At 69.5% G+C, this 14,416-nt stretch carries 13 protein-coding genes; 8 read left to right on the top strand and 5 right to left on the bottom strand.

From position 1 onward, the window contains the following. Positions 1–12: 12 nt before the first annotated feature. From BO39_RS22290 to BO39_RS22275, 4 genes are read right to left on the bottom strand one after another with little or no spacing between them, the layout of a single operon-like run. Positions 13–735 carry a GntR family transcriptional regulator gene (locus tag BO39_RS22290; RefSeq protein WP_043837664.1) on the bottom strand — a complete coding sequence of 241 codons (723 nt, stop codon included), beginning with the start codon at positions 733–735 and terminating at the stop codon, positions 13–15. After that, the gene (locus BO39_RS22285; protein ID WP_043837662.1) at positions 732–1,553 is read right to left on the bottom strand and encodes an ABC transporter permease; all 822 of its coding nucleotides are present in this window, start codon (positions 1,551–1,553) and stop codon (positions 732–734) included. Before BO39_RS22285 ends, BO39_RS22290 begins: the two co-directional genes overlap by 4 nt. After that, complete coding sequence (locus BO39_RS22280; protein ID WP_043837660.1) at positions 1,550–2,419, bottom strand: ABC transporter permease; 870 nt, start codon at positions 2,417–2,419, stop codon at positions 1,550–1,552. Before BO39_RS22280 ends, BO39_RS22285 begins: the two co-directional genes overlap by 4 nt. Continuing rightward, positions 2,416–3,504, bottom strand: a complete 1,089-nt coding sequence (locus BO39_RS22275; RefSeq protein ID WP_043837658.1) for an ABC transporter ATP-binding protein — start codon at positions 3,502–3,504, stop codon at positions 2,416–2,418. The genes BO39_RS22280 and BO39_RS22275 overlap by 4 nt, the downstream gene beginning before the upstream one ends. Positions 3,505–3,604: 100 nt before the next feature. Between BO39_RS22275 and BO39_RS22270 the strand changes: the two genes are divergently transcribed. Both BO39_RS22270 and BO39_RS22265 read left to right on the top strand, forming a co-directional pair. Continuing rightward, positions 3,605–5,908, top strand: a complete 2,304-nt coding sequence (locus BO39_RS22270) for a penicillin acylase family protein (RefSeq protein WP_052402454.1) — start codon at positions 3,605–3,607, stop codon at positions 5,906–5,908. 101 nt (positions 5,909–6,009) lie between these two features. Then, on the top strand, positions 6,010–7,593 hold the full coding sequence (locus tag BO39_RS22265) for an ABC transporter substrate-binding protein (protein WP_043837656.1): 1,584 nt from the start codon (positions 6,010–6,012) through the stop codon (positions 7,591–7,593). A gap of 51 nt (positions 7,594–7,644) precedes the next feature. On the opposite strand, the gene BO39_RS22260 is transcribed toward BO39_RS22265, so the two are convergent. After that, positions 7,645–7,992, bottom strand: coding sequence for an NIPSNAP family protein (locus tag BO39_RS22260; protein WP_043837654.1), 348 nt, complete (start codon positions 7,990–7,992; stop codon positions 7,645–7,647). 88 nt (positions 7,993–8,080) lie between these two features. Here BO39_RS22260 and BO39_RS22255 point away from each other — a divergent pair, with 88 nt between their 5' ends. The 6 genes from BO39_RS22255 (at position 8,081) to BO39_RS22230 (ending at position 14,336) form a co-directional block, all read left to right on the top strand. Further along, the gene (locus BO39_RS22255; RefSeq protein ID WP_211257520.1) at positions 8,081–8,803 is read left to right on the top strand and encodes a FadR/GntR family transcriptional regulator; all 723 of its coding nucleotides are present in this window, start codon (positions 8,081–8,083) and stop codon (positions 8,801–8,803) included. Positions 8,804–8,836: 33 nt separating this feature from the next. Then, complete coding sequence (locus BO39_RS22250) at positions 8,837–9,976, top strand: mandelate racemase/muconate lactonizing enzyme family protein (RefSeq protein WP_043837652.1); 1,140 nt, start codon at positions 8,837–8,839, stop codon at positions 9,974–9,976. 2 nt (positions 9,977–9,978) lie between these two features. Beyond that, complete coding sequence (locus BO39_RS22245) at positions 9,979–10,974, top strand: hydroxyacid dehydrogenase (RefSeq protein WP_052402453.1); 996 nt, start codon at positions 9,979–9,981, stop codon at positions 10,972–10,974. Further along, on the top strand, positions 10,971–12,146 hold the full coding sequence (locus BO39_RS22240; RefSeq protein WP_043837650.1) for a mandelate racemase/muconate lactonizing enzyme family protein: 1,176 nt from the start codon (positions 10,971–10,973) through the stop codon (positions 12,144–12,146). The genes BO39_RS22245 and BO39_RS22240 overlap by 4 nt, the downstream gene beginning before the upstream one ends. Further along, positions 12,143–13,282: a mandelate racemase/muconate lactonizing enzyme family protein gene (locus BO39_RS22235; RefSeq protein ID WP_043837648.1), complete on the top strand. Its 1,140-nt coding sequence runs from the start codon at positions 12,143–12,145 to the stop codon at positions 13,280–13,282. Before BO39_RS22240 ends, BO39_RS22235 begins: the two co-directional genes overlap by 4 nt. 61 nt (positions 13,283–13,343) lie before the next feature. After that, positions 13,344–14,336: a Bug family tripartite tricarboxylate transporter substrate binding protein gene (locus tag BO39_RS22230; RefSeq protein ID WP_052402452.1), complete on the top strand. Its 993-nt coding sequence runs from the start codon at positions 13,344–13,346 to the stop codon at positions 14,334–14,336. Positions 14,337–14,416: the final 80 nt, after the last annotated feature.

The following is a 14,416-nucleotide window of genomic DNA, read 5'->3' as shown; positions in this document are numbered from 1 at the left end:
GTTGGTCGATGGTCAGGCCGGCGCGGCCCAGGCGGCGTCTCGCTCCATGCGCCCGAGCAGCGCGACGAGGTTGGCACCGCCCTCCGTCAGGTCGGCGCGCAGGGCCTCGCGTGTTGCGTGGGGATCGCGCGCGCGGAGCCCCTCGATGATGTCGAGATGCCGATGCCGACCGGGATAGGAGGGGCGCGCATCAGGGTAGAGAAAGGCGTGCATGGGGCCGTTGCGGAGCCAGATGCTCTCGATGATGGAAAGCAGCTCAGGCATGGCGGCGGCAGCGTAGAGCGTGTGGTGGAAGGCCCAGTTGGCGCGGTTGGCCGCCAGCGGTTCGGCCCCGTCCTCGGCCGCCACCAGCGTCGCGTGGGCGCGCTCCAGCGCCTCCACCTCGTGCGGGGCGGCGCGCAGGGAGGCGGCTTCGGCGGCCAGGCCCTCCAGCTCCAGGCGGATGGTGCGCAGCTCGAGATATTGCTCGAGGCTGAGGCCAGCGACAGTGATGGAGCGGGCCGCTTCCAGGCGGAGGGCACGTTCGCGGGCTAGCTGCACCACCGCCTCCCGCACCGGGGTCTCGGAGACACCCATGGCAGCGGCGAGGTCGCGGATCTTCAGGCGCTGGCCCGGGCGCATCCGCCCCTCGAAGAGCGCGGTGCGCAGCTCCTCGTAGACACGGCCCGCAAGGTTCTCACGGCCGACGGGAGCGACGAAGTCGAGCACCTTGGCGGTCTGATTCGCTGTGTTCACGGTTTTGTCCTGCGCGCCCGCCGCTCCATGCCGCGCCTCAGCGCGTAGCCGATCAGGAGGGCTGCGATGGTGAGCGCCGTCAGCATGGTGGCCACAGCGGCGAGGGTGGGGGAGATGTTGAAGTCGATATCCTCGAACATCTTCCGCGGCAGCGTCTTGCGGTCGAGGTCCGAGATGAAGAAGGAGACAACCGCTTCGTCGAACGAGATGATGAAAGCGAAGAGGGCGGCGGAAATCAGGCCCGGCGCAATCAGCGGCAGCGTAACGTGGAGAAAGGTGCTGCCCGGGCCCGCGCCGCAGGAGAGGGAAGCGCGCTCCAGCTCCGCGTCGAAGCGGTACAGGGCGGCCAGCACGGTGAAGACCACGAAAGGCAGGGCAAGCACGGTGTGCGCCATGGCGAGGCCGAGCAGCGAGCCGGTGAGGCGCAGCTGCTCGAAGACGAGGAACATGGCGACGGCCAGTGCGATATGCGGGACGATGACGGGGCCGATGACCAGCAGCTCGACTAGGCCTTTCCCGGGCAAGCGGCCGCGAACGAGGGCGAGGGCGAGCATGGTGCCCACTGTCGTGGCGCAGACAGCAGCAATCACACCTGCTTCCGCGCTGAAGAGGGTCGCGCGGATCCAGTCCTCGTCCCCGAAGTATTCCCCGTACCAGCGGAGGGAGAAGCCTTTCGGCGGGAAGCTCAGCAGCCGTTCCGGGCCCGCGGACATGGGGATGATGATGAGGGTCGGCAGCAGCAGGAAGACGGTGACGGCATAGGCCGCCGCGTTGAGCGCCGCACGACCCGCGCGGTTCGGGGCGGGCTGGCGGCTCATGCGGACCCCACGAAGCGATCCAGCCGCACGGCGCGCTTGAAGGCGACTGCAACCGCGAGGACGAAGAGGAGCAGGATGCCCACCAGGGCGCCGGCGAACGGCCAGTCAAGCATCTCCCGCACCTGCTGCGACACGAGCGTGGAGATCATCATCTGCTGCGGCCCACCGATGAGCGCCGGGGTGACGAAGAAGCCCAGGGCAAGGAGGAAGACCATCAGGCAGCCTGAGGTGACGCCGGGAAGCGCGAGAGGCCAGGTCACCTCCCGGAAGGTGGACCAGGAGGAGGCGCCGAGCATCTGTGCGGCGCGCGTTAGATCCTCGGGGATGCCCTTCAGCGCCGAGAGGATCGGCAGGACCATGAAAGGCAGCAGCACATGCGCCATGGCCAGCACCACCGCGCCCTGGGTGTAGAGGAAGCCTACCGGCGCGCTTGTCAGCCCCGCGCCCTGTAGCAGTTGATTCAGCAAGCCGTTGCGCTGGAGGAGGACCATCCAGGCATAGGTGCGGACCAGCACCGAGGTCCACAGCGGTAGCAGTACCGCCGCCGCCAGCAGGCCGAGCACGAGCCCGCGGCTGCGCGACATCACCAGCGCCAGCGGCCAGGCGAGGATGAGGGCGAGCGTCGTGACGAGCACCGCGATCAGGAGGGTGCGGAGCATGACGCGGAGATAGACGGGCTCGGCGAAGGCACGGGCGTAGTGCGCGGTCGTGGGTTCGGGGACGAAGAGGCTCTCGCGCAGAAGCACCGCCAGCGGCAGGATGAAGACGAGCGTGACGAGCAGCAGGAAGGGCGCCGCGAGCAGCAGGCTGGCCGCCGGGCTGTAGCGCCGCCCGCCGAGCAGGAAGGAGGAGGGGCGGCGGCTCACGCAGCGAAGGCTCGCGCATCGGCAGTCTGCCAGGAGAGCCGCACATGATCGCCCGGCCGGGCTTCGTGCAGGCCGCCACCGGCGGGAATGCGGGCGCGCAACCGCTGGCCGCCCTCTGCTTCGAGCATCAGAGTGGTGGCGTTGCCGGCATAGATCGCCTCCGTCACCCGCGCGGCCGGGCCGTCGCCCGTGGGCAGCACGCGAAGCCGCTCGGGGCGCAGCGCCACCTTGATGCGGCCGCCCGCCGGCAGGGCCTGGGCGGCAATGGCGCTCATTTGACCTCCGCCATCCAGTCCGACGAAGACAGGCTCGCCCGCCGCGGCGGAATGGTCGAGGCGGCCTTCGCAGAAGTTCGTCTCGCCGATAAAGCCGGCAACGAAAACGGTTTCGGGAGTCTCATAGAGGTCGCGCGGAGCACCGATCTGCTGCAATCGCCCGTGGTCCAGCACCGCCACGCGGTCCGCCATGGTCAGTGCCTCCGTCTGGTCGTGGGTGACGAAGACGACCGTGATGCCGATCCGCTGCTGGAGGTGCTTGATCTCGAGCTGCATCTCCTCCCGTAGGTTCTTGTCGAGGGCGGAGAGCGGCTCGTCCATCAGCAGCACGCGCGGCTGGTAGACGATGGCCCGCGCGATGGCGACGCGCTGCTGCTGCCCGCCCGAGAGCTGAGAGGGACGGCGGTCACCCATGCCGCCGAGGCGCACCGTCTCGAGCGCCGCGCGCGCCCGCTCCTCGCGCTCCGTGCGGCCGATGCGGCGCATCTTGAGCGGGAAGGCGATGTTCTCCAGCACCGACATGTGCGGGAAGAGCGTGTAGCGCTGAAACACCATGCCGAGGTTCCGCCGGTTTGGCGGCGCCCAGGTCACGTCCTCTCCCCCGATCAGGATGCGGCCCTCATCCGGGTACTCGAAGCCCGCGATTGCCATCAGGATGGTTGTCTTGCCAGAGCCGGAAGGGCCGAGCAGGGCGAGGAACTCCCCGGCGCCAACCCGCAGAGAGACGTTGTCGATCGCCTTCACAGGCCCGAAACGTTTGGCCAACGCCTCCACGGTCACCTGCCCTCGTGCCCCCTCCTGTACTCCCATCCCGGCTCCTCGGCCCATCGTCCAGAGGATCAGGCTATTTGATATATCGACAGGGCCGCAACCCCGTTTCACACTCCCCCCGAGCCTGGGGAGGGACGGGATGCCGGCACTGGACGAAGGGATGCTCCGGGGTGCGCTGCCGCCACTCGAAGGGGAGTTGCAGCTGCCCGGGCTTTCGGCGCCAGTGGAGGTGCTTCGCGACACCTACGGAATTCCGCACCTCCGCGCCGCCGGCAGCGGCGATGCCTGGTTCGCGCTCGGCGTGGTGCACGCGCAGGATCGCCTGTTCCAGATGGAACTCACGCGCCGGCGGGCACTGGGCCGCGCGGCGGAGTGGCTTGGGCCCGCGGCGGCCGAGGCTGATATCCTTGTTCGGCGGCTTGGGATGGAAGCCGCTTGCCGACGAGACTACGCCGCGCTGGGCGAGGCGGCGCGCACGATGCTGGAGTCCTACGCGGCCGGGGTGAATGCCTTCCTCGCCTCCGGTGCGCCTTTGCCGGTCGAGTACGCGCTGCTGGAAGCGCGGCCGGAGCCCTGGGAAGGATGGCACAGCATCGCCGTGATGAGGCGGCTCGGGCTGCTGATGGGATCGGTGTGGTTCAAGCTCTGGCGCGCGGCGGCCTTGCCGGTGGTGGGGGCGGAAGGCATCGCGAGCCTACGCTACGACGATGGCGGCGCCGACCTTCTCTGCATCCCGCCGGGGGAGGAAGCCAGCCGTCACGAGGCCGACCTCTCGGCGCTCGCACCCGCCATCCGCGCCTTGCTTGAGTCGCTCGGCCTGCCCGGCGATGAGACAGGCGGGGGAAGCAACAACTGGGCTGTCGGCCCGGCACGCAGCCGCACCGGGCGGCCGGTGCTGGCCGGCGATCCGCACCGCGTGTTCGAGATGCCGAACATGTACGCGCAGCACCACGTGGCCTGCGACCGCTTCGACATGATCGGGCTGACCGTGCCGGGCGTGCCGGGCTTCCCGCATTTCGCGCAGAACGGCCGCGTGGCCTATTGCGTGACGCACGCTTTCATGGACATCCACGACGTCTTCCTCGAGCGCTTCGATGAAGGCGGCGCGCGCGTGATGCACGCGGGCGAATGGACGCCCGCCCGCCGCCGTGAGGAAACAATCGCGGTGCGAGGGGAGGGGACCCGCCGCTTCGAGGTAGTGGAGACGCCCAACGGGCCGGTGATCGCGGGCGACGCGGGCCGCGGCACCGCCCTCTCGCTGCGCTCCGTTCAGTTCGCCGAGACGGACCTCTCCTTCGATTGCTTGCCTCGCATGACCGGGGCTGTCAGCGTCGAGGGGCTGTTCGAGGCGACGCGTGGCTGGGGCCTGATCGACCACAACCTGGTTGCCGCAGACACGGCGGGCAGCATCGGCCACCTCGTCCGTGCGCGCGTGCCGCGCCGCACGCGGGAGAGCGGGTGGCTGCCCATGCCCGGCTGGACGGGTGAGCACGGCTGGCGCGGCTGGATTTCACATGACGATATGCCGCGGGTCATCGACCCCGCGGAGGGACTGATCGTCACCGCCAACAACCGCGTGGTGGCGGATGACCATCCCGACTATCTCTGCACCGACTGCCATCCCCCCTACCGCGCCGCGCGCATCCTGGAGCGGCTGCGGGCGATGCCGGATTTCGGCGCGGAGGACGCGGGCGCGATCCATGGCGACACGCTTTCCCCCAATGCGCTGCTGCTGCGCGACCGACTTGCGGCCATGGCACCCTTAGTGGGAGGGGCGGAAGCGCTACGGGCGCGGCTGCTTGCCTGGGACGGCCGGATGGAGGCGGGCGCGACGGAACCGACCGGCTATGTCGCCCTGCGCCGCGCGCTGACGCGCATCCTCGCCGAGCGCAGCGGTCTCGCCGAAACCGGCGCCCATCCCTGGCTGGCGGTGGCGCCGGGCGTCGCGCCGATGAACCAGCTCTGGTGGGCGCTGCCGAACCTGCTGCGGCGGGATGACGCTTCCCTGCTCGGCGGCTGGAGCTGGGAGGACGCCATCGGAGCGGCCCTGCACGAGGCGGCGGCCGCGCCGCAACAGGCCTGGGGCGAGGCGCACCGGCCGCGCTTCGTCCATCCCCTCTCCGCGCTCTTCCCTGAGGCGGCGCCGCTGCTTGAGCCGCGTGCCCTGCCGATCGGCGGCGACAATGACACGGTGCTGGCGAATGGCTTGCTCGCCGCGGCCGGGCCCGCCGCCGGCTACGGGGCGCTGGCCCGCTACGTCTTCGACGTCGGTAACTGGGACAACAGCCGATGGGTCGTCTTCCACGGCGTTTCGGGGCAGCCTGGCAGCCCACATTATGCCGACCAGCACACCGAATGGGCCGCGACCCGCATGGTGCCAATGCTTTACGCTTGGGACGCCGTGCGTGGCGACGCACGCTCTGTCCAGGTGCTGCAGCCCTGAGTGGGAACGACCGCTCCACGGCGCTCTGCACACGACTAGGAACTTTGCCATGAGCCGGTAAGGGTCGCCGACCCACCCCGGGCCGATCGGAGGGAAGAACGATGAAGCGTCGTGACGTGCTGGCCTTTTCCGCCGCCGCGCTGGCGGCACCCTCCGTCGTCAGGGCGCAGGGAACGCCCGGCGCGCGGAGCGTCCTGCGCTTCGTGCCTCAGGCGGACCTCGCACTGCTGGACCCGGTGTTCAACACCGCGCTCGTCACCCGCAACCACGCGATGATGGTCTATGACCAGCTCTACGGGCTGGACGAGTCCTACGAGCCGCGCCCGCAGCTGGTGGCGGGACATGTCATCGAGGATGACGGCCGGCGCTGGCGCATCACGCTGCGCGAGGGGATCACCTTCCACGACGGCACGCCCATTCGCGCCGCCGACGCGATCGCCAGCATCGCCCGCTGGTCGCAGGCGGACGTGCTGGGGCAGAACATCCGCGCGATCACGGACGAGATGACGGTGGTCTCCGACCGGGCCTTTGACATCCGCCTGCGCAAGCCGTTCCCCCTGCTCGCCGCCGCGCTGGCCAAGCCCTCCTCCTTCTGCCCGGTGATGCAGGAGCGCTTCGCCCGCAGCCCGACCTCGACACAGGTGACGGAGATCGTCGGCAGCGGTCCGTTCCGCTGGGTGGCGAATGAACGGTTGGCCGGCGTGCGGGCGGTCTACGAGCGCTTCGCGGGCTATGTGCCGCGTGACGAGCCCGCCAGTTTCCTCGCCGGCGGCAAGCGCGCGATGCTCGACCGTGTGGAGTGGCACACGCTGCCCGACGCCTCCACGGCCGCCTCGGCCATGCAGCAGGGCGAGGTCGACTGGTGGGAGCAGCCGACGCCCGACCTGCTGCCGTTGCTCCGCCGAAACCGCAACCTGCGGGTGGAGGTGAAGGACCGGAGCGGATCGATGTCCATGATCCGCCTCAACCACCTCCAGCCGCCCTTCGACAACCCGGCGATCCGCCGCGCCTTCCTCCCAGGCATCCGGCAGGCGGACTATATGACGGCCATCCTCGGCGAGGATCGTTCCCTCTGGACGGACCGCTGCGGCTTCTTCCTTCCGGGCTGCCCCCTGGCGACGGAGGTGGGCCTGGAGACGATGGACGGCGCACCGGACCATGCCCGCGTGAAGCGCAACCTGGAGGCGGCGGGCTACCGCGGCGAGCGCGTTGTCTTCGTCGTGCCCACCGACAACGCGCGGCTGAATACGATGAGCGAGATCGCGGCGGACATGTTCCGCCGGAGCGGCGTGAACCTCGATTACCAGCCCGGCGACTGGGGCACGATCGCCGCGCGGGTGAACAACCGTGGCCCGCTGGACCAGGGCGGGTGGAGCGTCTGGTGCAACACCATTCCCGGCATCATCGCGACGAGTCCTGCCACCCAGTCCTATCTTCGCGGCCCTGGCCGCACGGGCACCTATGGCTGGCCGGACCTGCCGCGCATCGAGGCTCTGCGCGACAGGTTCATGGAGGCGCAGGATCCTGCGGAACAGAAGCGGTTGGCGGAGGAAATGCAGCGCCAAGCCTTCGAGGACATTCCTTACCTGCCGACCGGAGGCTTCACCCAGCCGACCGCGTTCCGCGCCGACATCACGGGCATGCTCAACGGCTTCCCGCTCTTCCATAACATCCGAAGAGGTTGACCGGGCGCTCGCCCGCGCGCTGCGATCCTCTCGCTACGCCGCGTCCGCAAGCTAGGGTGTGGAGGACGGAGCGTCCTGTGCCTGCCAGAGGACCTCCATGAAGGGGGCGGGGAGGAGAAGTTTGTTCTCCTGCCGCAGCACCATCGGCCGCACCTTCGCGGCATAGGTCTTCCACGCCGGATCGGCCAGAAGCCGCGCCCGGCGCTCCGCGCGCTCGGCGAGGTCCTCATAGGCCCAGAGATGGACCACCTGGTTCAGCGGCCCGAACTCGGTGGAGTAGTAGCCCACCATTCGGCCGAGGATCGGCTTCTGGATCGCCAGCCCCTCGGCCTCGTAAGCGGCCAGGTAGGCCGCGGCCTGCCCCGCCTGCAGGGTATAGATCCGCTCCTCGACGATCATCGGCGTCCTCTCCCAAAGACGAGCCTTGCACTGGCCCACTGATTGGTAATACCAATTCGGTAAGACCAATTCGGAGGGACGTCAAAGAGTGATCGGCCTCCCTGCCATCGGCGAAGAACGCGCCAACCTGATCGGCCGCCTGCTGCCCTTCATCGCGCATCGGCGGCTGGAGCCCGGAGACCGCCTGCCTTCCGAACGCGAGCTGGCGGAGCGCTTCGGCGTTGGCCGTGGCGCGGTGCGAGAGGCGCTGGCCGTGCTGGAGACGCTGCGGATCGTCGAGCGACGGCCGAACTCCGGCATCTACCTGCGCCGCGTGGATCGGCAGGGCTCCATCGAGGCCATCGTGCTGCAGGCCGAGCTGGGCATCCCGCTGACAGAGGCGGAGGTGCGCGAGGTCGTCGAGCTACGCCGCATCCTGGAGATGCAGGCCGTGCGCCTCGCGGCCGAGCGCCGCCAAGCGGGCGACATCCAGCGGCTGGACGAAATTCTGGACCGCACTGACGACGTGATCGCCGCCTCCGGCAACCCCGCGGACGAGGACGCCGCCTTTCACCTGGCGATGGTGGAAGCGACGGGGAACCATGTGTTCCTGCGGGTGGTGAACGCCTTCTACCTCATGTCCCGCAACCGGCGGCAAGCCTACTTCGCCGACGGCAGCCGGGCGCCGCTCTCCCAAAGGCAGCATCGTGCGCTGCGGGACGCCGTGGCCGCCGGCGACCCTGACGCGGCGGAGCTGGCCATGGCCGGCCATCTGCGGGGGGTCGAGAGCTACTGGATGGAACTGCTGGAAAGACGGGCACGCGGCGACTGAAGCGGCGGCCCACTCGGAGGAAACAACAAGAACATGAAGGTCACCGACGTCGTCTGCCACGTGCTGCAGTCCAAGGTGGAGCAGCCCTTCACCTCGGCGCGGGGCTGGCTCTACACCACGCGCGCCTCCTGCATCGTCGAAATCCGGACGGACGAGGGGATCACCGGCTGGGGCGAGTGCTACGGCCCTGCGGCGGTGAACAGGACGATCATCGAGACGCAATACCGCGCGCGCGTCATCGGCCGCGATCCCTTCGACGTGGAGGTCGTGTGGGAGGACCTCTACAACCGCATCAAGGACTATGGCCTCACGGGCATGACCATCGCCGCGCTGTCCGGCATCGACATTGCGCTATGGGACATCATGGGCCGCGCTGTGGGCAAGCCGGTCCACAAGCTGATCGGCGGCGCTCATCGGGCAGAGGTGCAGGCCTACGCCACCGGCCTTTACTTCATCGACATGGATCGACTGGTCGAGGAAGCGGTGGAAGAGGCGCAGGAATACGCGGCCCAGGGTTTCCGCGCGATCAAGATGAAGATTGGCCTCGGCGACCCGAAGCTGGACCTGCGGCGCGTGGCCGCCGTGCGGGAGGCGATCGGGCCGGACATCAAACTGGCCGTTGACGCCAACCACTGCTTCACCGTTCCCCAGGCCATCCGCCTAGGCCGTGCAATGGAAGAACACGACATCCTCTGGTTCGAGGAACCGATCAGTCCCGAGGACCACGATGGCTACGTGGAGGTCACGCGGGCGCTCGACATGGCGGTGGCGGGTGGGGAGAATGACTTCACCCGCTGGGGCTTTCGAGACGTGATCGCGCGCAAGGCGATGGATATCGTCCAGCCCGACGTCTGCGCGGCCGGCGGCATCAGCGAGTGCCGCAAGATCGCCGCCATGGCCTCGGCCCACGGGGTTGAATGCGTGCCGCATGCCTGGGGATCGGCCATCGGACTGGCCGCCACGGTGCAGTTCATCGCAGCCCTACCGGACACGCCGCCGGCCTTACGGCCCATGCCGCCCATGCTGGAATTCGAGCAGACCCCGAACCCGCTGCGGGACCGGTTGGCGAAGGACCCGATCGTGCAGCGCGGGGGCATCGTGCGCGTGCCGGACGGGCCCGGGCTGGGGATCGAGGTCGATCCCGCCATCCTCGACCAGTACAAGGTGGCCTGACCGTGCTCGTCGCGCTCACCGATCCGATCGACACCACCGGCGAGGCCATCCTGCGCCGGGCCGGCCATGAGGTGGCGCTGCCGGGCGAGGGGGGGCTGGACGCCCTGCTGGCACGGGCGGAGGCGGTGGTCGTCCGCCGCAAGCTGCCGGACGACCTCTCCGCCCGCGCACCGCGCCTCCTCGCCGCCGTGCGGCAGGGCGTTGGGGTGGACATGATACCGGTGGAGGACTGCACCGCTAACGGGGTGCTCGTGGCCAATGTGCCGGGGGCGAACGCGGACTCCGTTGCCGAGTTCGCGATCGCGCAGATGCTCGCCATCGCGCGACGCGCCGAGACGATGCATGCCGAACTGATCGCGACGGAGTGGAACACGGCCCGCGCACGCTCGGCACAGGCTTTCGAGCTGCGCGGCCGCGTGCTTGGCATCATCGGCATGGGGGCGATCGGCACCCGGCTAGCGGAGATCGCGCGGGACGGCTTCCGCATGCACGTGCTCGCCCACCGCCGCGGTGACGCGTCCATGCCCGAGGGCGTGGAGCGCGCCGAACCGGACCGGCTCTTCGCCGAGAGCGACTTCGTGGTCCTCGCCTGCCCTCTGACCGCGGAGACGCGCGGCCTCGCCTCCGCCGCGCGGATCGGCCGCATGAAGGGCACAGCCTGGTTGCTCAACCTTGCGCGAGGGCCGGTGGTGGAAGGCGCCGCATTGCTGGAGGCGCTGCGTGCCGGAAGGATCGGCGGCGCTGCACTGGATGTCCATGACGAACAGCCGCTCGCGCCGGACCATCCGCTGCGCGCGCTGCCGAACGTCATCCTCACGCCCCATGTGGCCGGGCTGAGCACCGAGGCGGTGGAGCGGATGAGCACCGGCGCGGCCGAGGAGGTGGTCCGCATCCTCGCGGGCGGCCGCCCCCGGTCCTTCATCAACCCCGTAGCCTGGGAGGCCTCCCGCAGACGACGTGCCGTTCTGGGCTATCCGGTCGAGGAGGTCGCGGCATGAGGATCTCCCGCGTGCATGCCACCTGGTGCCGCGTGCCCATCCCCTATGAGCGCCAGCACACGAGCGACTTCGGCCGTGTCCCCACCTTCGACTCGGTTATCGTGCGGGCGGAGACGGCGTGCGGCCTGACCGGCTGGGGCGAGGCCAAGGCGGGGGTCGGCAGCGCCGCAGCCTGCGCCGGGCTGGCCGCCATCATCAACGAGGATTACGCACCGCTCCTGCTCGGGCAGGACCCGCGCGACATCTCGCGCCTCTGGGACGTGATGTACAACACGCCGCGCGAGGGCTACGCAGTGGCCGGCGGCTACGCGCTGCCGCAGGTGGGGCGGCGCGGGCTTTCCATCTCCGCCATCGCGGGCGTGGACGTCGCGCTCTGGGATATTCTCGGCAAGTCGCTCAACGTGCCGGTCTGGCGTCTGCTGGGTGGAAAGCGCGTGGACCGGATGCCCGCCTATGCCTCCGGCGGCTGGGCGGATGCCACGAGGATCGGCGAGCAGCTGCAAGGGTACTGCGACCAGGCGGGCTTTCGGGCCGTGAAGATGCGCGTCGGCGTCATGGACGGCTCGCCTGCGCGCTCGGCGGCGCGGGTGCGGGCGGCGCGCGAAAGGCTCGGCCCCGACATCCGGCTCATGGCCGACGCCCACGGCACCTGGACAGTGGCCGAGGCCCGCGCCTTCGCGCGCATGGTGGAGGATTGCGACCTCTTCTGGTTCGAGGAGCCGGTGAGCGCGGACGACAAGGCCGGCATGGCCGAGGTGCGGCGCTCCTCCTCCGTTCCGATCAGCGCGGGGGAAAGCGAATTCACGCGCCACGACTTCCGCGAGATCTGCGAGCTACGCGCGGCCGACGTGTTGCAGCCGGACCTCGCCATTGCGGGCGGGTTGACGGAAGGGCTTCGCATCTCGGCCCTCGCTTCGGCCTACAATCTGCGCCTCGCGCCGCATCTCTGGTCCGGTGCGCCGGCCTTCGCGGCCGGCATGCACCTCGCGGCCACGCAGAGCGCCGGCTTCATTCTCGAGTACTCGCTCGGCCACAACCCGATGCTGCACGACCTTATAGAGGAAAGCTTCCCGGTGGAGGACGGCCACGTCGGCATCCCAGACCGGCCGGGCCTCGGTATCACCGTCCGTGAAGCCTTCCTGCAGGAGTACGGTCAGGAGGGCCGCGCATGAAGATCGCCGCCATCGAGGCTTTCCCCACCTCCTTTCCGGTTCCGGAGGGAGCGGGCGTGTCGCTCGGCGTCGGGCGCGCGGTGAAGCGGGACGCCGTGGTCGTGAAGGTGACGACGGAGGACGGCATCGTCGGCTGGGGCGAGAGCCATCACGGCCGCGCCCACACCGCCGTCGCCGCCCTGCTGCAAACCACGCTGACGCGGTTGGTGAAGGGCATGGACGCGACTGACGTCGTCGGTGTGTGGAACCGGATCTATCGCGGGCAGCTCGCGAGCCACGGAATGGGCGCGGGCTGCGCGCTCGCCATGTCCGGGCTCGACATGGCGCTCTGGGACATCCGCGGGAAGGCGGCGGGCTGGCCGCTCTACCGACTGCTCGGCGGCGCCGCGCGCGCGGTGCCGGCCTATGCGGGCGGCGTCGCCCTCGGCTACCAGCCGCCCGATGAATTGGTGGAGGAGGCCCGGCCGCACCTGGAGGCGGGCTACCGCGCCCTGAAGCTCCGCATCGGCGACACGGTGGCCAAGGATGCCGCGCGCATGGAGGCGGTGCGCCGTGCCTTCGGCGACGAGGTGGACATCCTCGCCGACGCCAACACCGCCTATTCCCTCGCGGATGTCCGCCGAGTGATGCCAGTCATGGACGGACTGGGGATGGGATGGCTGGAGGAGCCTTTCCCGCCCCACGACCATCGCGCCTACCGCGAGGCGCGCAGCTACGGGCGCACGCCGTTGGCGGTTGGGGAGAACCATTTTACCCGCTACGAGTTCGCGCCGCTGCTGGAAGCTGACAGTATTGGCATCTGGCAGCCGGATCTATCGAAGTGTGGAGGCATTACCGAGGCGCTGCGCATCGCCGCCATGGCCTCCGCGCACAAGATCGCGGTGCATCCGCACAGCTCCATGACCGGCTTGAACCAGGCAGCGTCCATCCACTTCCTTTGTGCCATCGACAACCCCGGCTACTTCGAGGCCGATGTGTCGCGCGGGAACCTGTTCCGCGATGCCCTCGTCAGCGAGCCCTGGCGGATCGGCGCCGACGGCTGCGTGCGCCCGAACGAGGCACCCGGGATCGGGGTGGAGGTGGACGAGGAATGGCTGCGGGCCCACCCCGCCATTGAGGGCCCCGGCTACGTGTAGCGCATGATCCCCGCGACCGCCCCGGCAGAGAGGCGGCGCAAACCGGAGGAGGAGACGTTCCATGGTTCACACGAGGCGCGGCCTGTCCGGCCGCATCGCGGCCGCCCTGCTGGCAGCCGGCATCGGGCTGATACCTGCCGCAGCACCGGCGGCCGATCCGTCCTTCACGCGGGAGGTGCGGTTCCTCAACCCCTTTGCCCCGGGTGGCACCTCCGACCTGATCGGCCGGATCCTCGCTGACCAATTGAGCAAGCAGATCGGCCAGAACGTCGTCGTCGAGAACAGGACCGGCGGCGGTGGCGTGGTGGCGGCGCAGGAGCTCGCACGCTCCAACCCGGACGGGCACACGATCCTTCTCGCCTCCATGGGTGTGCTGACCATCACCCCGCAGATGCAGTCGGTACCCTATGATGTGGAGAAGGACCTGCTGCCCGTGGCGAACATCGCCTCGGTCTACAATATCCTCGTCACGGGACCGCGTTCGCCCATCCGCCGCTGGCAGGATCTGGCGGAAATGGCGAAGGACCGTTCGCGCACGGTCACCTGCGCCACCGTAGGCGCCGGATCCAGCCAGCAGCTATCCTGCATTCTCTTCGCGTCCATGACGGGCGGGCAGATCACGCAGGTTCCCTACCGCGGCGGGGCGCCGGCCATCCTCGACATTTCGACCGGCCGCGTGGACGTCATGTTCGGCAACATGCCGGAGTTTCTCGGCCAGATTCGCGACGGCGGGCTGCGGGCCGTGGCTTACGGTGCAAGCGAGGCCTCACCGCTCATCCCGGAGCTTCCGGTCATCTCGCGTGACGGCCTACCCGCCTTCATCATTCCGAGCTGGTTCGGGGTGGTCGTGCCCGGCCGCACGCCGGACGCCATGGTGGCCCGCTGGAACGCCGAGCTGAACCGGGCCATGCAGGCGCCCGACGTCCAGCGCCGCTTCACGGAGAACGGGCTGCAGCGCCTAGGCGGCACGCGCGAGGACTTCCTACGGCAGATCGCAGCGGATCGGCAGCGCTGGGGCGGCATCATCCGTGAGCACAACATCCGCTCTGACTAGTATCGCGGGGCTGGTTGCAGCCCCCGCTCACTCAAACCGGCACGCCCTTCCCGGAGAGCCTGCCGGAGTCCGCTTTTCCG

Origin of the sequence: Roseomonas aerilata DSM 19363 (assembly GCF_000711725.1) — a bacterium.
In the GTDB taxonomy this organism is placed as follows: domain Bacteria; phylum Pseudomonadota; class Alphaproteobacteria; order Acetobacterales; family Acetobacteraceae; genus Roseomonas; species Roseomonas aerilata.
The sequence above is the reverse complement of the archived record's forward strand: the minus strand, read 5'-3'. Positions and strand labels throughout refer to the sequence as shown.

Excerpts from the sequence above, each read along its gene's own strand:
- BO39_RS22285 (WP_043837662.1), bottom strand. The coding sequence starts at position 1,553 with ATGAGCCGCCAGCCCGCCCCGAACCGCGCGGGTCGTGCGGCGCTCAAC.
- BO39_RS22275 (WP_043837658.1), bottom strand. The coding sequence starts at position 3,504 with ATGGGAGTACAGGAGGGGGCACGAGGGCAGGTGACCGTGGAGGCGTTG.
- BO39_RS22270 (WP_052402454.1), top strand. The coding sequence starts at position 3,605 with ATGCCGGCACTGGACGAAGGGATGCTCCGGGGTGCGCTGCCGCCACTC.
- BO39_RS22265 (WP_043837656.1), top strand. The coding sequence starts at position 6,010 with ATGAAGCGTCGTGACGTGCTGGCCTTTTCCGCCGCCGCGCTGGCGGCA.
- BO39_RS22260 (WP_043837654.1), bottom strand. The coding sequence starts at position 7,992 with ATGATCGTCGAGGAGCGGATCTATACCCTGCAGGCGGGGCAGGCCGCG.
- BO39_RS22250 (WP_043837652.1), top strand. The coding sequence starts at position 8,837 with ATGAAGGTCACCGACGTCGTCTGCCACGTGCTGCAGTCCAAGGTGGAG.
- BO39_RS22240 (WP_043837650.1), top strand. The coding sequence starts at position 10,971 with ATGAGGATCTCCCGCGTGCATGCCACCTGGTGCCGCGTGCCCATCCCC.
- BO39_RS22235 (WP_043837648.1), top strand. The coding sequence starts at position 12,143 with ATGAAGATCGCCGCCATCGAGGCTTTCCCCACCTCCTTTCCGGTTCCG.
- BO39_RS22230 (WP_052402452.1), top strand. The coding sequence starts at position 13,344 with ATGGTTCACACGAGGCGCGGCCTGTCCGGCCGCATCGCGGCCGCCCTG.